General features: G+C 61.6%; 16 protein-coding genes. 7 read left to right on the top strand and 9 right to left on the bottom strand.

Annotation, left to right across the window (positions count from 1 at the left end; genetic code table 11):
- Positions 1-100: 100 nt before the first annotated feature.
- Both QZ571_RS16435 and QZ571_RS16430 read right to left on the bottom strand, forming a co-directional pair.
- On the bottom strand, positions 101-1,534 hold the full coding sequence (locus tag QZ571_RS16435) for an aldehyde dehydrogenase family protein (protein ID WP_295537034.1): 1,434 nt from the start codon (positions 1,532-1,534) through the stop codon (positions 101-103).
- Between the two features lie 46 nt (positions 1,535-1,580).
- The gene (locus tag QZ571_RS16430; RefSeq protein WP_295537033.1) at positions 1,581-2,543 is read right to left on the bottom strand and encodes a trans-aconitate 2-methyltransferase; all 963 of its coding nucleotides are present in this window, start codon (positions 2,541-2,543) and stop codon (positions 1,581-1,583) included.
- Positions 2,544-2,897: 354 nt separating this feature from the next.
- Between QZ571_RS16430 and QZ571_RS16425 the strand changes: the two genes are divergently transcribed.
- From QZ571_RS16425 to QZ571_RS16405, 5 genes are all read left to right on the top strand, one after another.
- Positions 2,898-4,046 (top strand): acyl-CoA dehydrogenase family protein, encoded by a 1,149-nt coding sequence (locus QZ571_RS16425; RefSeq protein ID WP_295537030.1) that lies wholly within the window; start codon positions 2,898-2,900, stop codon positions 4,044-4,046.
- Positions 4,043-5,089 carry an enoyl-CoA hydratase/isomerase family protein gene (locus QZ571_RS16420; RefSeq protein ID WP_295537028.1) on the top strand — a complete coding sequence of 349 codons (1,047 nt, stop codon included), beginning with the start codon at positions 4,043-4,045 and terminating at the stop codon, positions 5,087-5,089. Before QZ571_RS16425 ends, QZ571_RS16420 begins: the two co-directional genes overlap by 4 nt.
- Complete coding sequence (gene mmsB, locus QZ571_RS16415; RefSeq protein ID WP_295537026.1) at positions 5,086-5,958, top strand: 3-hydroxyisobutyrate dehydrogenase; 873 nt, start codon at positions 5,086-5,088, stop codon at positions 5,956-5,958. The genes QZ571_RS16420 and mmsB overlap by 4 nt, the downstream gene beginning before the upstream one ends.
- Before the next feature lie 88 nt (positions 5,959-6,046).
- A complete protein-coding gene (locus QZ571_RS16410) occupies positions 6,047-6,244 on the top strand; it encodes a DUF2892 domain-containing protein (RefSeq protein WP_295537024.1) in 198 nt (65 codons plus the stop codon).
- Between the two features lie 121 nt (positions 6,245-6,365).
- Positions 6,366-6,779 carry a hypothetical protein gene (locus QZ571_RS16405; RefSeq protein ID WP_295537022.1) on the top strand — a complete coding sequence of 138 codons (414 nt, stop codon included), beginning with the start codon at positions 6,366-6,368 and terminating at the stop codon, positions 6,777-6,779.
- A gap of 29 nt (positions 6,780-6,808) precedes the next feature.
- Here the strand turns inward: QZ571_RS16405 and uvrA are convergent, their stop codons facing one another.
- The gene (gene uvrA / locus QZ571_RS16400; RefSeq protein ID WP_295537020.1) at positions 6,809-9,676 is read right to left on the bottom strand and encodes an excinuclease ABC subunit UvrA; all 2,868 of its coding nucleotides are present in this window, start codon (positions 9,674-9,676) and stop codon (positions 6,809-6,811) included.
- A gap of 288 nt (positions 9,677-9,964) precedes the next feature.
- Here uvrA and QZ571_RS16395 point away from each other — a divergent pair, with 288 nt between their 5' ends.
- Complete coding sequence (locus QZ571_RS16395; RefSeq protein ID WP_295537019.1) at positions 9,965-10,339, top strand: rhodanese-like domain-containing protein; 375 nt, start codon at positions 9,965-9,967, stop codon at positions 10,337-10,339.
- Positions 10,340-10,396: 57 nt separating this feature from the next.
- Here the strand turns inward: QZ571_RS16395 and QZ571_RS16390 are convergent, their stop codons facing one another.
- Positions 10,397-11,371, bottom strand: coding sequence for an MBL fold metallo-hydrolase (locus QZ571_RS16390; protein ID WP_295537018.1), 975 nt, complete (start codon positions 11,369-11,371; stop codon positions 10,397-10,399).
- 635 nt (positions 11,372-12,006) lie between these two features.
- Positions 12,007-12,771 (bottom strand): Crp/Fnr family transcriptional regulator, encoded by a 765-nt coding sequence (locus QZ571_RS16385; protein ID WP_295537016.1) that lies wholly within the window; start codon positions 12,769-12,771, stop codon positions 12,007-12,009.
- A gap of 274 nt (positions 12,772-13,045) precedes the next feature.
- On the opposite strand from QZ571_RS16385, the gene QZ571_RS16380 reads away from it, so the two are divergent.
- Positions 13,046-13,819 (top strand): Crp/Fnr family transcriptional regulator, encoded by a 774-nt coding sequence (locus QZ571_RS16380; RefSeq protein WP_295537015.1) that lies wholly within the window; start codon positions 13,046-13,048, stop codon positions 13,817-13,819.
- Positions 13,820-13,846: 27 nt separating this feature from the next.
- Here the strand turns inward: QZ571_RS16380 and QZ571_RS16375 are convergent, their stop codons facing one another.
- The 4 genes from QZ571_RS16375 to QZ571_RS16360 all read right to left on the bottom strand — a co-directional run bounded on the left by QZ571_RS16375 (position 13,847) and on the right by QZ571_RS16360 (position 20,973).
- Complete coding sequence (locus QZ571_RS16375; RefSeq protein WP_295537013.1) at positions 13,847-14,944, bottom strand: hypothetical protein; 1,098 nt, start codon at positions 14,942-14,944, stop codon at positions 13,847-13,849.
- 20 nt (positions 14,945-14,964) lie between these two features.
- The gene (locus QZ571_RS16370) at positions 14,965-16,599 is read right to left on the bottom strand and encodes a POTRA domain-containing protein (protein ID WP_295537011.1); all 1,635 of its coding nucleotides are present in this window, start codon (positions 16,597-16,599) and stop codon (positions 14,965-14,967) included.
- 85 nt (positions 16,600-16,684) lie between these two features.
- Positions 16,685-19,186 carry a GLUG motif-containing protein gene (locus QZ571_RS16365; RefSeq protein ID WP_295537009.1) on the bottom strand — a complete coding sequence of 834 codons (2,502 nt, stop codon included), beginning with the start codon at positions 19,184-19,186 and terminating at the stop codon, positions 16,685-16,687.
- Between the two features lie 167 nt (positions 19,187-19,353).
- Positions 19,354-20,973 carry a GLUG motif-containing protein gene (locus QZ571_RS16360; RefSeq protein WP_295537007.1) on the bottom strand — a complete coding sequence of 540 codons (1,620 nt, stop codon included), beginning with the start codon at positions 20,971-20,973 and terminating at the stop codon, positions 19,354-19,356.
- Positions 20,974-21,103 lie beyond the last annotated feature (130 nt).

Below are 21,103 nucleotides of genomic sequence, written 5' to 3'. Positions count from 1 at the left end.
AAAGAGGTGGCGAGAAGCATGTGCGTGATCGCCCACCCCGGATCTGCTGGCCACGCGCAAACCCCCACAATTCCTACTGACCTAGCGTAGGGTTAACGCCCTAGCGCCCCACCACCCGCGCCATCACGCGTACCAGCCGCTTGCGCGCAGCGCGATAGGGCGGCATCAAGGGCGCAATCGGGGCAAAGCGATTTTCCAGCACCGATTTTTCATAGCTGAATGCGTTGAACCCCCAGATCCCATGCGCCGCACCAAGCCCGGAATTTCCGATCCCGCCAAATGGCAGGTTGAGATGCAGGAAATGCACCAAGGTCAGGTTCACGCCCAGCGCGCCCGAAATCGAAGAGCGCGACACCTGATCGATCACAGCGCGATCGCGTTCGAACAAATACAGCGCCAAGGGGCGCGGCCCCGCCTCGATGCGCGCCAAGACGCCATCCAGACGATCATAGGGGATCACCGGCAGAACGGGGCCGAAAATCTCGTCGCGTTCGACGCCCATCTGGGAATCCGTACCCATCAGAACAGTGGGCGCGATATAGCGGCTTTGCGCATCGCTGGCCCCGCCCGTCAGCTTGCGCGCACCCGCTGCCTCGGCCTGCGCGATCAGCCCCGAAAGACGCTCGAAATGGCTAGGGTTGATGATGCGGGCAAAATCGCGCGAGGCTGCCTGAGCCGCCTCGTCGCGGCCATACATCTTGGCGATTGCGGCTTTCAACTCGGCCAGAAACTGCGTCTCGACCGATTTCGCCACAAAGACATGATCGGGCGCGATACAGGTCTGCCCGGCATTGGCGAACTTGCCCCAAGCCGTCATCTTGGCCGCGCGCTTGATATCCGCGCCCGCCCCCACGATCACCGGCGATTTCCCCCCCAGTTCCAGCGTCACCGAGGTAAGGTTCTTCGCCGCCGCCTGCATCACGATCTTGCCCACGCGCGGGGAGCCAGTGAAGAAGATATGATCAAAGGGCAGGTCAAGCAGCAGCTCGCTGACCTCAACGCCCCCCTCACAGACACTCACCAGATCTTCGGGCAGCGCCTCGGCCACGATCTGGGCGACAACCGCAGCGCTGGCGGGTGCCAGTTCCGAAGGTTTGATCACCGCGCTACAGCCCGCCGCCAAGGCCGACACCAGCGGGCCCAGCGCCAAAGTCACAGGGTAATTCCACGGCGAAATGATCAACGCCGTGCCTTTGGGTTGGGGCACGATGCGGGCGCGCGTGCCAAAAGAGACAAGGGTCGAGGCCACCTTGCGCGGACGCATCCAGCGCTTGAGGTGACGCAAAGCATGCGAGATTTCAGCCTGAACGGCCATGATCTCGGTCAGGCGGACCTCGGTTTCGGGCTTGCCGAAATCTTGCGCCAGGGCGGCGATGATCGGCCCTTCAAAGTCGCGCAGGGTCTTGCGCAGCGCCAGCAGGGCTGCGCGCCTTTCGCTATAGCCAAAATGCGTGCGCCGCTCGGCATTGCCCATGCTGAGGCGGCGAAACATCTTGCGCAGCTGCGCCTCTTGCGTTTGGGGTCCGCCGTCCATGATCGTGTTCCTTTGTTGTGCACGCGTCAGCCTACCTGGCCCGGCCCTATTCGGGTTTGCGCGCCGCGATGCAGCGATAGCTAAGCGGGCCCTGCCCATCTGCGCGCCCCGGGATCGGCGCATGCGCATGAAAGCCCATCAACCCGGCCGCTCCATTGCGCGCAAGATAGCGGGGTAGCGTTTTCATTAGCACGCGTTTGAAGCCGCCCTCAATCCCAATGCAGCGTTCGTGCAGCATCACCAGTGTTGGCAGAACCTGATGACTGTAATCCTCATCTGCCACCAACTCCAACCCCGCCCCTTTCACCGCATCCATCCAAGCGGGCACGGTGTGAAAGCCGCTGTTCACCGCCACTGTGATTTCCGCGATTTCCATTGCGCGGGCGTAATCTTCGCTCAGTTCACCGGGCTGAAAATTGCGGAAACTGTCAAACACCATAAAGCGTCCGCCCGGACGCAGGCGCGAGGCGATGTGCTTGAACAGGTTGGGCAGTTCGGGCGCATGGCACAAAGCCTCGACCGAATAGATCAGATCAAACTGGCCAAGATCTTCGGGAATTGCCGCAAAATCGCCTTCGCGCGCCTCCATGTTGGTCAGCCCATTCTTTTTCGCTCGTTTGCGCGTGCGCCCGATATGGTCTGGCAGCAGATCGATCCCCGTAACCTTGGCATCAGGAAAATTCTTGGCCATCCAGACAAGGTTGAACCCGGCCCCCGATCCCAGCTCAAGGATATTCTCCATCTTCTCGCCGCTCATCAGATCACGAAACCGTTTCACCTGCTTTTGAAACCCGCCCAGCCCCGGCTCTGACCCATCGTTGAGCGCCATATGCATCGCACCGCGCGCATGGTAGTATTTCTCATAGCCGATCAAAGATTGTTTGTAATAGGCGCGCACCTGGTCTTTGCCACGGTCGTTCAGAATCGTATTTGCGCCAAACACACGGTCCAAAAGGGCAAGAGACTCCGGCAGTGGCAAAATGCTGGACGGGGGCTGGTACTCCGACATTGCAGCACCTTCCAAATAAGGATTTAGCGCACAAATTAGCATCCAACCCGCGCCATCTCAAGGCGCATCAACTGGCTCCTGCCAAGCCCCCTGCGCAGGCGCCAAAACAGAGAACGCCATGCGCTGCGCCCGAACCTGCCGATTGGGCCGCGCGCGCCAGCAGCATGATCGCGCAAATATCAGCATTTTCGCACGGGGAAATGCCGAAATGCAGCCACGCCGTGCAGAAACGCCCACACCGTTCTGCGCGATTGGGTGCTTGCCCGACTCCACCAGCCCTTGCAAAACTTGTGCAAGAATCGGAGATTAAATAAACGAGCGTTCAATTTATCTAGGTTTCCGGGGAGGAATAACATGGATTTCGCACTTAGCGAGGAGCAGCAGGCCATTTTCGACATGGCTTATGGCTTTGGTCAGGATGAAATCGCCCCGCATGCCCGCGCTTGGGAATCCCAAGGCACGATCCCCAAGGATCTATGGCCCAAAGTGGCCGCGCTGGGATTGGGCGGGATTTATGTCAGCGAAGAGCATGGCGGCTCGGGGCTGTCGCGCCTTGATGCGACGCTGGTCTTTGAGGCCCTCGCGATGGCCTGCCCCGCGGTCGGCTCGTTCCTGTCGATCCACAATATGTGCGGCGGCATGATCGACAAATTCGGCACGCCGGAAAACAAGGCGCGCTGGTTGCCTGATCTGTGCTCGATGGAGAAAATCTACTCCTATTGCCTGACCGAGCCGGGATCGGGATCAGACGCGGCCGCCCTGCGCACACGTGCGGCCCAGAGTGATGCGGGCTGGGTGATCAATGGCACCAAAGCGTTCATCTCAGGGGGCGGCTATTCGGACGTTTACATCGCAATGGTGCGCAGCGGCGGCGATGGTCCCAAGGGGGTTTCCACCGTCATCGTAGAAGACAGCACCAAGGGGCTGAGCTTTGGCGCGCTGGAGGACAAGATGGGCTGGCGCGCGCAACCCACCGCGCAGGTACAGTTCGACGATTGCGCAATTCCCGCCGAGAACCTGCTGGGCGAGGAAGGGCGCGGTTTCAGCTATGCGATGGCGGGGCTCGATGGTGGGCGGCTCAACATTGCGGCCTCGGCATTGGGGGGCGCGCAATCCGCACTGAACCAGACGCTCGATTACATGGGCGAGCGCAAGGCGTTCGGCAAATCGCTCGATCAGTTTCAGGCGCTGCAATTCCGCCTCGCCGAGATGGAGGTCAAGCTGCAATCGGCGCGCATCTTCCTGCGCCAAGCCGCATGGAAGCTGGATAACAAGACGCCCGATGCGACGAAATTCTGCGCTATGGCGAAAATGTACGTCACCGATGTCGCCTTTGACGTGGCCAATCAATGCCTGCAACTGCATGGCGGCTACGGCTACCTTGCCGATTACGGGATCGAGAAGATCGTGCGCGACCTGCGGGTGCACCAGATCCTTGAGGGGACCAATGAAATCATGCGCCTGATCGTCTCGCGTCAAATGCTCGCAGAGCGCGGCCAATGAGCGATGCAACCATGATCGCGCGCATCGAGGGGCGTGCGGGTCGGCTGACCTTCAACCGCGAAAGCGCGCTCAATGCGCTTGATCACGATATGGCGCTGGCGATTGAGGCGGCGCTGGATGCGTGGCGCAACGATGCGGCAGTTGACCTGATCATCATCGACGCGCGCGGTGATCGTGCCTTTTGCGCGGGCGGCGATATTGCCGCCGTTTACCGCGCCGGCATCGCGGGCGATTATGCGCCCGGTCGCGATTTCTGGCGCGACGAATACCGCATGAACGCCAAGATCGCGGAATATCCCAAGCCGATCGTCGCCTTCATGCAGGGTTTCGTGATGGGCGGCGGGGTTGGTGTGGGCGGTCATGCCAGCCACCGTATCGTGGGCGAATCCACGCAGGTCTCGATGCCCGAAAGCGGAATCGGACTGATCCCCGATGTCGGCGGCACCTTGCTGTTGGCACGCGCACCGGGACATGTCGGAGAATATCTGGGGCTGACAGGCACGCGGATGGGTGCGGCGGATGCGCTTTATGCAGGTTTTGCCGATCTGTTCGTGCCGGAAACTGAATGGGAGGCCGCCAAGGCGCGCCTGATCGAAACTGGCAAAATCGACACCCTGCCCGATGCCCGCACGCCCCCCGAGCACGGCACGCTAGAACGCTTGCGCCCCGAGATCGACCGGATCTTCTGGTCCGATGATCTGGACGCGATCATGGCGGCGCTGGAAACCTCGGGATCAGAATTTACCACGCGCACGCTCAAGACGATGTATCGCAACTCGCCGCTGTCGATGGCGGCCACCTTGCGCTTGGTGCGCATGACACGCGCCAAACCCACGATCCGCGCCGCACTGGAGCACGAGTTCCGCTTTACCTGGAGGGCTGCGGAGCTAGGTGATTTCCTGGAGGGGGTGCGCGCGCAAATCATCGACAAAGACCGCAATCCGCATTGGAAACACACGCTGACCAACCTGCCCGAGGCAGAGGTCATACAGATGCTTGAACCACTGGGCCCGGACTGGGCTATCTGGGAGGAAACACCATGAAAATCGCATTTATCGGCTTGGGCAATATGGGCGCGCCAATGGCGGCCAATCTGCTGGCGGCAGGGCATCAGGTCGTGGGGTTTGATCTAACCGCCCCGATGCCCGAGGGCGTGACGCGCGCCGACAGCGCCGCGGCGGCCGCCAAACAGGGCGAGGTCGTCTTCACCATGCTGCCCAATGGCGCCATCCTGCGCGACGTGGCCGCCGAGATGATCCCGGCGATGCCTGCCGGCGCTGTCTTCTGCGACTGCTCCACGGTCGATGTGGACAGCGCGCGCGCGGTGGCCGCGATGGCCGCCAAGCGGGGCCTCGGTGCGCTGGACGCGCCTGTTTCCGGGGGCACGGGCGGGGCCACCAACGGCACGCTGACCTTCATGGTCGGGGGCGATGATGCTGCCTTCGCCACGGTCAAGCCGCTGTTTGACATCATGGGCCAGAAGGCGGTGCATTGCGGCGCGGCAGGGGCTGGTCAATCAGCCAAGATCTGCAACAACATGATCCTTGGCGTGACGATGATCGCCACCTGCGAGGCCTTTGCGCTGGCCGACAAGCTGGGCTTAGACCGGGCGAAAATGTTCGACGTGGTGTCCACCTCGTCGGGGCAAAGTTGGAGCATGAACACCTATTGCCCCGCCCCCGGAGTCGGGCCGCAAACGCCTGCGGATAATGACTACAAACCGGGCTTTGCCGCTGAGCTGATGCTCAAGGATCTGCGCCTCAGCCAGCAAGCCGCCGAAAGCGCCGATGCCGACACGCCGATGGGCCAGCTTGCCGCAGCACTTTATGCCGCTTTCGTCGAAGCCGAAGACGGCAAGGGACGCGATTTTTCCGCCATGCTGCCCCGGTTCGAAAAACGCTCGCGCACCTGAGGGAACGCCGCATCCCGCAAGTAAACCTTGCCGGATGCGTATCTGTATGCAAGCTCTAAGGAAGCGATCAATCCGAAAGGGATTCATTATGTTCAAAAACAATGTTGGCGGCATCGACCGTATCCTGCGTGTCGTGGTGGGGCTGGCTCTTATTCTGGGCTTTTTCCTGTTTCCGACCGCGTCCTATCGCTGGCTGTTCCTGATCGGGATCATCCCTCTGGCCACCGGCTTGCTGGGCACTTGCGGGCTATATTCGATCTTCGGGATCAATACCTGCAAACGCTGATTGCCACTGTGAAAATCGTAAAACCCGCCAAGGCCCTGAGTGGTTTTGGCGGGTTTTTCTTATGCGTCGCTTGGGGATGCGCGCGGTTGACCGACCCGCCGGGGCTGGCTAACACGGGGGGATGAACCGCTTTTTGCTCGCCCTGCCTCTGATCGCCTGTTGTGGCTCCGTTTCGGCGCAATCCAGCCTCCCCGAGGTGATGCGCGCAGGCAAACTGCCCGCCCCCGACGGCCCAAACGCGCAAACCAAAGCCCAAGAGCCCGAGTGCAAAACGCTCACCTCGGGGAGCACGTTTTGCAAGGTCACCCGGAACGGGGCCATGCGCTGGGTGCTGCAAGGCAAGCTGCGCGCTGACTTCAAGGTCGGCGATGCGTTTCCGGTTTACCAACATTCCATGCTGATGGATCTGCGCCGCTACAAGCTGCCCGCGGTGACCGGGGCATGGCGCTATTACGTCCTGCGCGGAACGATTTACCGGGTTGATAACGCGACCAAGAAAGTAATCGAGGTCGTGGGCCCAACCTATGCCCGCTAACGCCTGAGTGCCCGCAAGGCTGGCACGCGCTACTGCGCGGCCACCTTGCCCATCAGCATCGGACCCAGATATTGCCCGGTATAGCTGCGCGGATTTTCCGCGATCTGTTCGGGCGTGCCCTCGGCCACGATCTCACCGCCGCCATCCCCGCCCTCGGGGCCAATGTCGATGATATGATCGGCGGTCTTGATGACGTCGAGATTGTGCTCGATCACCACCACGGTATTGCCCTGATCGACAAGGCTGTGCAGCACCTCCAAAAGCTTGCGCACATCCTCGAAATGCAGACCCGTGGTTGGCTCATCCAAGATATACAACGTGCGCCCCGTGGCGCGTTTGGACAGCTCTTTGGACAGCTTCACACGCTGCGCTTCGCCGCCCGACAGCGTCGTGGCTTGCTGGCCGACCTTGATATAGCCAAGCCCCACCTCCATCAACGCATCCATCTTTTCACGGATCACCGGCACGGCCTTGAAGAACTCTTGCGCGTCCTCAACCGTCATATCAAGAACGTCCGCTATGCTCTTGCCTTTATAGTGAATTTCCAAAGTCTCGCGGTTATAACGCTTGCCTTTGCAGGTCTCACATTCGACGTAAACATCAGGCAGGAAATGCATCTCAATCTTGATCACGCCATCGCCCTGACAGGCCTCACAGCGCCCGCCCTTGACGTTAAACGAGAACCGCCCCGGCTTGTAACCACGCGCCTTGGACTCTGGCAGACCGGCGAACCAGTCGCGGATCGGGGTGAAGGCCCCCGTATAGGTCGCCGGGTTGGAACGCGGCGTGCGCCCGATGGCGCGTTGGTCGATGTCGATCACCTTATCCAGATGCTCCAACCCCTTGATCGTGTCGCAGGGCGCGGGCGTTTGGCGCGCCCCGTTGAGCCGCATTGAGGCGGTCTTGAACAGCGTTTCAATCGTCAGCGTGGATTTCCCGCCGCCCGAAACGCCGGTCACGCAGACGAATTTTCCCAGCGGGAAATCGACCGTCACATCCTTTAAGTTATTCCCGCAAGCCCCAACAACCGTTACCTTTTTCTTGTTTCCCTTGCGCCGGGTCAGCGGCACCGAAATCTCGCGCGTGCCCGACAGGTATTGCCCGGTGATCGAGGCCGGATCGGCGGCGATTTCCTCTGGCGTGCCGCGCGCAATGATCTGCCCGCCATGCACCCCCGCACCGGGGCCAATATCAAAGACGTAATCGGCATGGCGGATTGCGTCTTCATCATGCTCGACCACGATCACCGTATTGCCCTGATCGCGCAGGTTTTTCAGCGTTTGCAACAGGCGGTCATTGTCGCGCTGATGCAGCCCGATCGAGGGCTCATCAAGCACATACAGCACGCCCGTCAGCCCTGAACCAATCTGGCTGGCAAGACGAATACGCTGGCTTTCCCCGCCCGAAAGCGTGCCCGCAGCGCGGCTCATCGTGAGGTAATCCAGCCCGACATTCACCAGGAATCCAAGACGTTCGCGGATTTCCTTAAGAATTGCCGCCGCGATTTCATTCTTCTGCTTGGACAGCGCCGCCGGCACACTTTCGGCCCAGTGATGCGCCTCGCGGATCGACATTTCCACGACCTGACCGACATGCAAGCCACCAATTTTCACCGCCAGCGCCTCGGGGCGCAGGCGATAGCCGCCACAGGTGTGGCAGGGGCGGTTGTTCTGATAGCGCTCCATCTCTTCGCGCGACCAGGCGCTGTCGGTTTCACGGTAGCGGCGCTGCATGTTGGGGATGATCCCCTCAAAGGTGCGGCTGACCTCATAGACCCGCCCGCCCTCGTCAAAGCGGAACTTAATCTCTTCGTCACCCGATCCTTGCAGGAACAGATTTTGCACCTTTTCCGGCAAATCTTTCCACGGCTTCTTGGGATCAAACCCGTAATGCTTGGCCAGCGCCTCAACCGTCTGCGTGTAATAGGGCGATTTCGAGCGCGCCCAAGGCGCCAACGCCCCGCCGCGAACCGAAAGCGTCACATCGGGCACCACGAGACGTTCGTCAAAGAACAGCTCGACGCCCAGACCATCACAGGCCGGGCAGGCCCCAAACGGCGCGTTGAAGGAAAACAGCCGCGGCTCGATCTCGGGGATCGTAAAGCCCGACACCGGGCAGGCGAAGTTTTCAGAGAAGGTCACGCGCTCGGGCTCGGCCCCTTCTTCGGCTTCCCGCGGCGCATCTTCGAAAATCGCAATGCCATCGGCCAGATCGAGCGCGGTGCGGAAACTGTCGGCCAGCCGCGTCTCCATCCCTTCGCGCACCACGACGCGATCCACCACCACGTCGATATTGTGGCGGAATTTCTTGTCGAGCGTCGGCGGGTCTTCCAGCTCGTAAAACGCGCCATTCACCTTGACGCGCTGAAAGCCCTGCTTGCGTAACTCAACGAATTCCTTGCGGTATTCGCCTTTGCGGTCGCGCACGATCGGGGCAAGCAAGTAGCCGCGCGTGCCCTCCTCCATCCCCATGATGATATCGACCATGTCCTGCACCTGCTGGGCCTCGATCGGCTCGCCAGTGGCGGGGGAATAGGGCGTGCCTGCGCGCGCAAATAGCAGGCGCATATAGTCGTAAATCTCGGTGACCGTGCCCACAGTCGAGCGCGGGTTTTTCGAGGTGGTCTTTTGCTCGATCGAGATCGCGGGCGACAGGCCCGAGATGTGATCGACATCGGGTTTCCCCATCATATCAAGGAATTGGCGGGCATAAGCCGACAGGCTTTCGACATAACGACGCTGCCCTTCGGCATAGATCGTGTCAAACGCAAGGCTTGATTTCCCCGATCCCGACAGCCCCGTGATCACCACGAACTGATCGCGCGGAATATCAAGATCGATATTCTTGAGGTTATGCTCGCGCGCGCCGCGCACTTCGATGAACTTCTGCTCAGCCATTCACTTCCCCGGGTTTCATTGCCCCTAGATAGGGGCTGGTGGGCGAGTCTCCAACGGAAAAACGCGAACGAAGGGCGAACTTGGCGTCTTTATCTTCGTCACGCGCCCCAGACGCGGCTGGCCTGTCTTCACGAAACGCTCAAAATCACGGCACTTTCACATCAAATTCGCTAACATGAATGTATTTCTGACTCGTGACGCCGTATGTCTCTTGAAAGCGTGGCGCGATCTGCCACATGAGGCAGAGACCCGGGCTGCGGCCCCTGACTGATGACAAGAGGAATCGAGATGTTCAACTTTCTACGTCCTTCGGGCGCCAAAGGCGGTCATGTCGAGAAAATCGACCCCAAAAGCGCGGTGGCCAAGGCCGAAGCGGGCGAGCTGGTCGTGATCGACGTGCGTGAGGGCATGGAGGTCAAAAGTTCGGGCAAGGCCAAAGGCGCGCTGCATATCCCGCTGGCGACGCTGAAGATGAAATGTGACCCCTCCAGCCCCGAAAAACTGCCCGAATTGGACCTGTCCAAACCGGTCGCACTGTATTGCGCCTCAGGCGCACGCTCGGCGGGGGCTGCGCAGATGTTGGCGCAGATGGGCTATGAGACCGTGTATAATATCGGCGGCCTTTATGACTGGCACGCTGCGGGCGGCGAAGTCGTGCGCTAAGGCGCCTTTCCATTGCATGACATTCCAAGGGGCCCTTCGTGGCCCCTTTTTTCACTTTCAGACATGGACCGCGCCGGGGGCGAAGGCGATGAATCGCTCTGGGGCGATGTTTGCAGCAGACAGGCTGGCGGCGAGCCCTTCTTTTGGGGCGTCCAATGCTTCGTCGGTCAACTGAAACGTGCCCCAGTGAAACCCGAGCGCGCGTTTCGCCCCGATATCTTCGAAGATCCGAACGGACTCCGCTGGCGCGACGTGCTGAGCCGACATGAACCAGCGTGGCTCATAGGCACCGATCGGGATCAGCGCGATGTCGGGCGTGCCGTGACGCGCGCGGATATCGCGAAAGACCGATCCGTCGCCATAGCCCGTGTCGCCGGCAAACCAGACCTGCCCCTGCGGGCTATCGATCCAGAAACCGCACCAAAGCGCCATCCGGCGATCTCGAATCCCGCGCGATGACCAATGATTTGCCGGGGTCAGGCTTATCGAAACGCCCGGCGCAAGTGTGACCCGATCATGCCAGTCGCCAGTCACGATCTGCGCGCCCCGAACGGCCCCGCGAACGGTTACGTCCGTCCCAAGCGGCATAATCATCTGCGGGCGGTGTTTGGCCTGCAACCGCCGCAGCGTCGCAATATCAAGATGGTCGTAGTGGTTGTGGCTCAGCAGAACCGCATCGATGGGCGGCAGATGCTCAAAGCCGATCCCCGGGGCGCTGACGCGCTTGGGTCCGGCAAAACGGATCGGGCTGGCGCGCTTGGACCAGACTGGATCGGTCAGCAGGTTCAGCCCCGCGATCTGGATCAGAACCGTCGCATGTCCCACCATCGTAATCCGCGCGGACTCGCTGCGCGTGGGGGGGACGACGGGGGTCACAGCCACCTGCGCAGGCCAACGGGCGCGCCCGCCCTCGCGCCGCCAGCGCCAAATATCGCCCAGCGATCGGTCGGGCGAAGGCTGCCCGGGGGAATGAAACCGTGCGCCGTCAAAATGGTCGCTGACAGGGCCGTTGTAATAGCGATTGCGCGGCATGGTTTTGTCTGTTCCTGCGATATGGTGCGGTGCGAAGATCTTTTGTCCGCCGAAAGTCGCGGCGCATTGCGCACACGCGATTGCTTGCAGACGTCGGTATTGCCCAACTGCGACAGCAAGTATGACGGGCGCGAACAAGACTTCAATGACACAAGCTGTTGAGCATCACGCAGAACGGCCCCGCGAAAGGTCAGGATGTCACCGGGAAATGCCCCATGTGCCCCCCCTGAGCGGATGTGCCAGGGGGCGGAGTGAGCGGCTCAAAAGGATGCGTGTTGCGGGGCCGGTCCAAATCCCCTCCTGCGCGAAGCACACGACAAGATCACGCAGGATTCGCAGGAATTCGTGCGCCAATTCGTTGCATTTCTCGAGAGGACAGGCTGGCCGAGGATATCGACCACCTTGTCCTCTTGCTCTCTCCCCCGGTCCTCGCGCGGTTGCATGACGAAATGTCACCGCGTCTCGCCGCGAGCACCCTTTCCGAGCACTGCATCAGCGCGCAGCGCATCTGGGCGCATGATTTTTCACATGCGATTGAAGAGCTATTGCCGCACAGCACGGCGTAACGCAGCCAGTGCCGCGCGAGATGCACATTCTCGCAAGACGACGCGACAACAGCGGCAAAAGGGCAAGCTTCAGGCAGCGCTGGTCTCGATTGCGCGATCGGGCTGCATGATATCGGCAAGGCCTGCGGATTCCTCGGTCAGCGCCGCGCGCGCGACGAGCCCCGCACGATCCAGCACCCGCACTTGGACGGGGTCAATCATCTCGATAAGCCCCTCCTTCTCAAACGCTTTCAGCGTGCGACAGATGGTTTCGGGTGTGGTCGCCAACATATCCGCGATGTCGCGCCGGTTGAGCGCAAGCGTCAACACGCCCCGATCATGGCTCTGCGCGCGCCAAGGCATGAAAAACTTCCCGCTGAGAAGCAAGGTCGCAACACGCTCGTTCGGGCGCAGCGCCCCGATCATCAAGGTCAGCCAGCGCAGCCGATCCACTTGCGCCATGCTGTTGAGGTAATGCTTGCGCCGCAGCAACGGATCAGAGCGCAACAAGGCGTCATACACCTTGCGATCAAACCAGTAGATTGTCGCATCGGTCGCCGCTTCAAGGCTCATATCCGAGCGTCTGCACACCCGCTCCCCGACAATGTCACCCGGCACCACGAGCCCGACGATCTGGCGGCGTCCATCCAGTCCGTTGCGCTGAAATCGCAAATAACCCTGACACAGAATCCCGATTTCTGGCTGCTCCATCCCGTCTTTCCACACGACAGATTTGGCCGCGACCTTTTGGGCATGCGCGCTGCGGCGCAGCGATTCAAAGGTTTGCGCCTGTATGGTGTCCTGCAGCCGCGTTTGCATCTCGCTGCAGTGCACATCACCATTCGGTTTCGACATAAGATGATATTCTTTCACAAAGCCCCCCAGCCGCTTTACTCATACAAAACACAACCGCCCGCGACAGCATCCCTGCGCCTTTCTCGCTCTTATCGGCGCTACACTTCAGCCAAGGCTTACGCCCATTTTCGAAGCGGACATTAAGTTTACGTTAGCCTTCCCTTGCAGACATTGATTGCGATCAATGCATACTAGCTATACGTCCAAATATTACGCAATCTCACATGGTTATTCTCGACCCCGCCCGGGCCGGGCTCTTAGTTGGAGATCAACAGTGCCAAACAATTTGAAACCGAGCCATCTTTCCGAGATCGAGTCGCTCGCGCATGGGCGGATTGAAACACTCCTTCACGCCCTTCCCGAAACGGCCCGCGCGGCGCTCTCCTCTGCGGCAAGGATTACTCAGATTGACAGCGGCACCTGTATTTTGGCCGAAGGCGATCACGCGAACGCGCTTAGCTATCTTCTGGACGGCGCGCTGGCGATGGAGAAGACGCTGGCCGATGGGCGCCGCCACATCATCGGCGTCTTGGTGCCCACCGACATGTTTGGACGCCTCTTTGACGGCGGCAGCGTTTACGACATCGTCGCGCTGACCGAGTGCCGTATCCTGAGTTTTGAGCGCAGCTATTTCGAAGCGATCCTGACGGAATTCCCCGAACTCGAGCGCATCTTTCTGGTCAGCGTTCTGGACGAGCTCGATTCCGCGCGCGAATGGGTGCTGCTCATGAGCGCGCGCAAGGTCTCGGAACGGCTGGCGTCGTTTCTGTTGATCCTGTTGCGGCGCAATCTGCGCACGACGCTTCCAAAGGAGCAATGCCAGAAGCACACGATCGTGCGCATCCCGATCCGGCGACGCGATCTTGCCCATCATCTGGGGACCACCACTGAAACGATCAGCCGCGTATTGACGGAATGGGAACGTGACGGGGTCATCCTGCGCAAAGAGGCCAACGAGATCGAGGTTCTCGACCCGGCTGCCTTGGTGCGGATCTCGGGCGCGGAAGATCTGGACACCACAGACCCCGGCCAGCCCTTGGCCAAGTGAGGCACCTTCAGGCTTTACCCGAGGCCGTCACTCCAGCGTCAGCTCAGGAAAGGTCAGCCCCAGCGAGCGCCAGTAGCCCGACATCTGCGCGACGGCTTCGTTGGTGGGCGCGTGCCAGTCGGGGAAGGCCTTGGCCTTGTCGTGGATCAGCAGCGGTTCGGGCGGCGTCGGAGTGTCGTGGCGGGCGCGATAGCTGCGGATCGCGCCCTCAAGCGCATCGCGGCCATAGGGCAGCAGAGTGATCTCATCGCGATTGCCAAGAAACAGTCCCGAACTGGCCATGCGACCGTGAAACAGGCTCCAGCTGATCTGCACCGCCTCGAAATAGCTCAGCGCGGCGATCTCGGCCTCGGGCATGCCCAGCATCATCAGATCGTTCAGCACCCATCGTTCGATCGCGCTGCGCGGCTGGGCGGCGGGAAAGCGCAGATTCTCGGGCAGACCGCCGCTTTTCTCGGCAATCGAGATTGCGGTGGGCAGCGGGTGGCGCAGGGTCACAAGATAGTCGGCCCGCCCCTGCCCCAGCAGCATCTTGAAGCTGCCCGCCCAATGGATGATCTTGTGCATCTTCTTGGGTGCCATCCAGGTGCCATCGCCGCCGCGCCGGGTCTTGATCTGGTAGTAGAAATTGGCGACCACCAGAAACTCGGCGGTTTGGAAGGCACTGCTTTGCAAGTGGAAATACGGCTTGTCGCCCTCGCGATCATACCAGATATCGCGCAATTCGGGAAAGCCATCATGGGCCAGCGCCTCTGACACCCGCGTGTGATCAAGACCGACCGTGCGCAGCAGTTCCTTGGTCATATAGCTGCCGCCCGAACGGGGATATCCGATCACAAAAGCAAACCGGATCTGGGCAAGATAGGCCCGCACCGCCAGAAAATCGCCGCTCATCAGCGCCATTGCGACATGCAGCAGATCATTGACCGCGCGCTGACTTAGCGGGGTCTTGAACAGGCTGGCGTCGAATTCCGGCAGCGGCACCGGGTTGTGCAGGAAATCGGTGGTCTGCGCGGCCCAGTCATAGCTGCCATCGGTCCAGTCGGAATATTGCTCGTTCAGCTCGGCCAGAACGCCGATGAACCAGCCCGAGGGCTGAAAGCGCAGGTTGATGTTGAAATCCACTTTCGCTCCGGTGCCTGAGATCAGAAGGACAGGGTTGAGCTGAGCCAGATCCGACGCCCGGTCGCAAGCCCGTTGCCCCCCGCCGGCGCCACCACCGCAGCCTGCACGGAAAACGCGCCCTGCGTGTAATCCAGCCCAAGGCCGATCGCGCCCCCGCTCAGATGCTCGGGCCCCGCAGCGTAGCGCGTATGATCCAGTTTCACCGCGCCGAACTGCGCCAGAACCGCGCCTTCCAGCCGCCCGGGCAGCGTCACCTGATCCAGCCCGTGCGACAGCTTGAGACGCATTATCACGCCCACATCGCCCCCGCCGGTGCCTGCCGAGGCGCTCATCACGCCATCGGGCCCGCCGAGGTAGAATTTCTGCGAACTGTCGAGGTTCTTGCTGGCAAGCTGACCGCTCAGATCGGCGCGCAGGCTAAAGCCCTGCCCCAGATGCTGATCGCGCGTCAGCCGAAAGCGCAGCAGCGAGAAATCCCCCGCCGCGTTCGGCCCCGCCGCATCCGCCACTCGCGCGGCGTCCGGACCCAGCGTCAAGCGCCCCTGCGAGAACGCGATGCGCCCCGAGGTGACATTGCCCTTGGCATCGCTGATCGCCCCGCTTAGCCCCAGCCGCGCCAGCGTGACCTGCTGATTGGCCTGCGTGGCGGTGCTGCGGGTGTCCTGCGACATCCAGTTCTTGAGCAGATCGAGACGCAGATCAAGCCGCCGACCCGTTTGCAACAGCAGCGGATAGCTTAGATTGACGCCGGCCTGACTCGCCTTGCCATGCTGATCGAGCGCGGCGAAGTCCTGCCCCAGAACATAGCTGGTCACCGAGCCATAAACACCCGCGCGCAAACCATTGCCCAGATCGGGCGACAGCGCCGCAAACCCGCCCGCCTTGAGCCCACCGCTTTGTGAGATCAGCCCATTGGCCGACAGGCTGCTGCCCATGCCAAAGGGATCATTCGCCGTGACGTTAAAATTGCCCAGAAGCTTGCCGGTATATTGATTGCCATCATTGCTCAGCCCGGTGCTGCCGCTCACCAACGGCAGATCGGTGCGCTTGAGATCAAGCGTGGTGGTCACGGGCTGCGCACCGGGCAACAAGATGCCCTGCACCTGCACGCCCGGCGTCTCTTGCAGCAGCAACAAGCCGCGCGACAGTGGTTTCGAGACCACCGGGTCGCCCGGCTTCACCCCGACAGTGGCGCGCGCCTGATCCGGTTTGAATCGCGACTCGCCGCTGACCGTGACCTGATCGTAATGCGGCTCGACCACGGCGATGCGGATCACCCCGTTGCGCACCTTTTGCGCGGGCAGATAGGCATAGGCCACCGGGTAGCCCGCTGCGTGATAGGCCTCGGTGATGCGCGCGACATAGCCATTGAGCGCATCGAGCGTCAGCTTGTGACCCTCGGCGGGCGCAACCAGCTTGTGCAACTGCGCCGAGGCCAGCCAGCTATTGCCCTCGATCACCAACTTGCTGACCGGGATGAGCAGCGTCGAGCCGCTTTTTTGCTGCGTCGGCGCGGGCAGCGTCAGCACCGCGCCCGGAGCCGTGGGCTGGACCTGCGCGGGGCGCGTCTGCTCCAGCACCGCGCCAGGGGATGGCAGGCTTTGCGCCTGAGCCCCGGTGCTCAGGAGCAGCCCGAGCCCGAGGGCCAGCGTCATTGGTCGCCCTGCCCCGCGGACAGCGATTGGCAGTGTCTGCTGTCTCATACGCAGGTCTTCCTTTTTGTTTGCGTGATCGGCCATGTCACGATGCATTGTCGTCAGCCCCCTCGACGCCACCGTTCTGGATCTCCAGCGACGGCATAGCGGGGGGGATCACGCCATTGGGCACGTTCAACACGCCCGCCACTGGCAGCCCCGAGAGACGATTGACATGAGTGTTTTGCAGCGGCGAGCCGGGACCGCCGGTGGAGACCCGTTGCCTGATCTCGCCAAACCCATTGGTCGTCACCGGGACCGGCAGGCTGTAATTGGCCAGATCGGTGCCGCCGATGCCCCTGAAATCGCCCGAGGTCAGATCGGCGCTTACAGCAATATGCGTACCCACTTCGGCCGAAGCATATTCCCCACGGGTCTGTGTCACCTGCATCTGCTCACCCAGCACAAGCCCGCTGACGCTGAAATCACCCGGCACCAGATGGGCCACCAGTGTCCCGTCATAGGCGCGCGTCGGCGTGCCGGTGAACGCCACGGTCAGCGCGCGCTGGGTGACGGTGTAGTCGCCAGTGATGCTGCCGATGGTGTAATTGCCCGCATCCGCGCCGCTCAGCGCCGAGACTATCTCGCCCCCGATATAGCTGCCCGCGTTCAGATGACCGCTGGTGCTGAGATGGCCCGTTGTGTCAACGCTCACCGTGCCGCTCACATCATCGCCCGACACCACGTTGGTGAAACTCACCGCCCCCGGTGCCAGCGCATCGCCGTAAGTCGAGCGACCCGCAGCAATCGAGCCGGTCAGGCTACGCGGATCGATGCTCAGCTTCGCCGCCGTTTGCGTGATCCGATAACCCTGCTGATCCGACCACAGGTCCGCATCATAGGTTCCGACATTGCGCGCATCGCCAAAAGGTGTCGCGGCGTTGTTCAGCGTGCCCGAATTTCCAAACAGCGCGCCCGCCGGGGCGGTGCCCGTCACCGTGGTAGTGACGCTCGAGGCCCCGGCCACACTCCCGTCATAGGTCACATGCGATGCGCTCGCCGAAACGCTGAGCGTCGTCAGGAAGGCGGCCAGAAGCGGCGCGGTATGACCCTCATAGATGACCCAATCGGGCGTGTCGGAGAAATCGAAACCCGCGAACGAGGCCTTCTGGTGCATCTGCGCCGTGCTCAGCCCGCTCACCCCGGACCCATCGCCAGACCCGACACCGTCCGTCAGTCCGGATGTCGTCAAGTCCCAATAGGCATGGCTGATCGTGCCGTGGGAGTTGGAACCGACCAGACCGCCGGTATTCGCCTTCGTCCCCAACACGGCCCCCGTTGCATAGGCGCTGTTGATCGTGCTGTTGGCACTATTGCCGACAAGACCGCCGACATAGTTAGTTCCTGACACGGCCCCTGTTGCATAGGCGTTATTGATCGTGCCGTTATTGATCCAGCCGACCAGACCGCCGGCAAAACCATAGGCTACCGACACGGCCCCGGTCGCATAGGCGTTGCTGATCGTGCTGTTGGAGCTATAGGCGACCAGACCGCCGGTATTGGACCCCGTCCCCGTCACGGCCCCCGCTGCATAGGCGTTGCTGATCGTGCTGTGGTTGCTGGACCCGACCAGCCCGCCGACGACGTTGCTGCCCGAAACTGCCGCAGTCGCATAGGCATTGCTGATCGTCGAGTTTAAGGAAAACCCGACCAGCGCGCCGATGGTGTTGTCGCCTGTCACGCTGCCGCCAACGACGCCGAGGTTGCTGACCGTGGCGTTTTGCGTGTAGCCGAACAGGCCGACACCCCTAGTCGTGGGTCGGTCGATGGTCAGATTGCTGATCGTATGGCCAAGGCCGTCGAACTGCCCGGTAAACTGATTGCTGCCACCCCCGATCGGGGCGAAATTCGCGATCGAGGCGAGGTCCAGATCATTGCCCAGCACATAGTCGCCGCTCAGCCCGGTCGTGTTGATGCTTTGCAACTGCGTCGCACTCGCGATCACATCATACTGCTGCGGCGTGGCGCTGCTGTCGCTGCCCAAGATCACTGAACCGCTCACCCTACCAAAGCTGCTATTGGCCAAAAGCCAAGGCGTACTCTGATTGTCCGAGGTTGACCAAACAGCCCCGTCAAACCCGCTCGGCAGGCTAGCGGCCAGTTCGGCGGTACTCAGCCCGCTCGCTCCGGACCCATCGCCAAGCCCGACAGCGTTTGTCTGGCCCGATGTCGTCAAGTCCCAATAGGCGTCGCTGATCGTGCTGTTGGAGTTGGACCCGGCCAGACCGCCGACTTGGCTCGTTCCCGACACAGCCCCCGTCGCATAAGCGTTGCTGATCGTGCCGCTGTAGCCGCTGAGACCGACGAGACCGCCGACTTTGCTTGTGCCTGACACCGCCCCCGTCGCATAGACGTTGCTGAGCGTGCCGTTGGAGGAGTAGCCGAGCAGTCCGCCGGTGTAGTCGCCCGTTCCCGTCACGGTCGCCGTTGCATAGGCGTTGCGGATCGAACCACCGTAGGTGAGCGTGCCGACAAGACCGCCGACAGAGTTCGCGCCCGACACCACGCCCGTCGCATAGGCGTTGCTAAGCGTGCTGCCGAAATACATGGCCCCGACAAGACCGCCGACGAGATACCTTCCCTTCACATTCACATCGATCAACCCGACATTGCGCAGCTTGGCACCGGTCGCAACTCCGAACAGACCAACGTAACTGCTTGAGGGCCGGTCGATGGTCAGATTGCTCAGCGTATGGCCCAGCCCGTCGAACGTGCCTACGAATGGGTGCGCGTTATCCCCATCGGGGCGAAATTCGCGATCGAGGCGAGGTCCAGATCATTGCCCAGAACATAGGTGCCGCTTAGCCCGGTCGTGTTGATGTTTTGCAACTGGTCGGTCGTCGCGATCACATCATACCGCTGCGGCGTGGCGCTGCTGTCGCTGCCCAAGATCACCGACCCGCTGACCGTGCCAAAACTGCGATTGGCCAGCAACCACGGCGTGCTCTGATTGTCCGAGGTGGACCAAACCGACCCGTCAAACCCGCTTGGCAATCCGCCCGCCAGTTCTGCCGTGGTCAGACCCGTCACCCCGGTCTCGCTTCCGCTGCTCAAACCGGTCGAGAGCCCCGACGTCGTGGTGTCCCAATAAGCATCGCTGATCGTGGATCTGGAGTTATACCCGGCCAGCCCGCCGACAGATCTGGGGCCCGAGACCACCCCGGTCGCATAGGCGTTGCTGATCGTAGAGTTGGATGCGTTCATCCCGACCAGCCCGCCAACAGCTCTGGAGCCCGAGACCGCCCCGGTCGCATAAGCGTTGCTGATCGTGGATATGGAGTTATCCCCGACCAGCCCGCCGACATTTGTGGTGCCCGAGACCGCCCCCGTCGCATAGGCGTTGCTGATCGTGGATCTGGAGTTATACCCGACCAGCCCGCCGACATCGTCGCCCGTGCCCGAGACCACCCCGGTCGCATAGACATTGCTGATCGTGGATCCGGAATTATACCCGACCAGCCCGCCAACATTGACGTGGCCCGAAACGCTGCCACCGACAAGGCCGACATTGCTGATCGTCGCGCCGGAAGTGTAGCTGAACAGGCCAACATAGTTAGTCGAGGGCCGGTTGATGGTCAGATTGCTGATCGTATGGCCAAGACCGTCGAACTTGCCGGTGAACGGGGTGGTGTCGCTCCCGATCGGGTTGAAGTCGCTGATGCCCGACAGATCAAGGCTTTGCGCCAGAACATAAGCGGCGTCCAGCGCGGTGGTGGTGATGTTTTGCAACTGCGTGGCGTTCGCGATCACATCATACCGCTGCGGCGTGGCGCTGCTGTCGCTGCCCAAGATCACCGACCCGCTGACCGTGCCAAAGCTGCGATTGGCCAGAAGCCACGGCGTTGTCCGATTGTCCGAGGTCGACCAAACCGCCCCGTCAAACCCGATCGGCAAGCTTGCGGCCAGCTCGGCCGTGCTCAGCCCGCTCACCCCGGCCCCATCGCCATAGCCTTCGCCAGTCGTGGTGCCCGAGGTCGTCGTATCCCAGTAGCCATTCGTGATCGTGCCGTCGCTGGTGGCGCCCATCAGACCGCCGACAGAACTCGTTCCCGATACGGCCCCCGTCGCATAGACATTGCTGATCGTGCTGTAATAGTTGGAGCCGACCAGACCGCCAACAGAGTTCGTTCCCGATACGGCCCCCGTCGCATAGACATTGCTGATCGTGCTGTAATAGTTGAAGCCGACCAGACCGCCGACATCGCTCGCCGTTCCCGATACGGCCCCCGTCGCATAGGCGTTGTTGATCGTGGCGAGGTAATTGACCCCGACCAGACCGCCGACATTGGGCCCCGGTCCTGTCGCCGCCTCCCGCAGTCCACTCCCGGTCCTCACCGCATAGGCCTTCCTGCTCCTGATGCTGCTTTGGTTACTGCCCACCACACCACTCACAGCACGCAGTCTTGCCCTGCTGGTATTCCCTCATTTGTCGGTAAAACCGCTCGTGACGTTGGCTACCGCCCTT

This window comes from uncultured Thioclava sp. (assembly GCF_913064665.1).
GTDB lineage: Bacteria > Pseudomonadota > Alphaproteobacteria > Rhodobacterales > Rhodobacteraceae > Thioclava > Thioclava arctica.
The sequence above is the reverse complement of the archived record's forward strand: the minus strand, read 5'-3'. Positions and strand labels throughout refer to the sequence as shown.

Coding starts and splice junctions, on each gene's coding strand:
- QZ571_RS16435 (WP_295537034.1), bottom strand. CDS start 1,534: ATGGACGGCGGACCCCAAACGCAAGAGGCGCAGCTGCGCAAGATGTTT.
- QZ571_RS16430 (WP_295537033.1), bottom strand. CDS start 2,543: ATGTCGGAGTACCAGCCCCCGTCCAGCATTTTGCCACTGCCGGAGTCT.
- QZ571_RS16425 (WP_295537030.1), top strand. CDS start 2,898: ATGGATTTCGCACTTAGCGAGGAGCAGCAGGCCATTTTCGACATGGCT.
- QZ571_RS16420 (WP_295537028.1), top strand. CDS start 4,043: ATGAGCGATGCAACCATGATCGCGCGCATCGAGGGGCGTGCGGGTCGG.
- mmsB (WP_295537026.1), top strand. CDS start 5,086: ATGAAAATCGCATTTATCGGCTTGGGCAATATGGGCGCGCCAATGGCG.
- QZ571_RS16410 (WP_295537024.1), top strand. CDS start 6,047: ATGTTCAAAAACAATGTTGGCGGCATCGACCGTATCCTGCGTGTCGTG.
- QZ571_RS16405 (WP_295537022.1), top strand. CDS start 6,366: ATGAACCGCTTTTTGCTCGCCCTGCCTCTGATCGCCTGTTGTGGCTCC.
- uvrA (WP_295537020.1), bottom strand. CDS start 9,676: ATGGCTGAGCAGAAGTTCATCGAAGTGCGCGGCGCGCGCGAGCATAAC.
- QZ571_RS16395 (WP_295537019.1), top strand. CDS start 9,965: ATGTTCAACTTTCTACGTCCTTCGGGCGCCAAAGGCGGTCATGTCGAG.
- QZ571_RS16390 (WP_295537018.1), bottom strand. CDS start 11,371: ATGCCGCGCAATCGCTATTACAACGGCCCTGTCAGCGACCATTTTGAC.
- QZ571_RS16385 (WP_295537016.1), bottom strand. CDS start 12,771: ATGTCGAAACCGAATGGTGATGTGCACTGCAGCGAGATGCAAACGCGG.
- QZ571_RS16370 (WP_295537011.1), bottom strand. CDS start 16,599: ATGACGCTGGCCCTCGGGCTCGGGCTGCTCCTGAGCACCGGGGCTCAG.
- QZ571_RS16365 (WP_295537009.1), bottom strand. CDS start 19,186: ATGTATTTCGGCAGCACGCTTAGCAACGCCTATGCGACGGGCGTGGTG.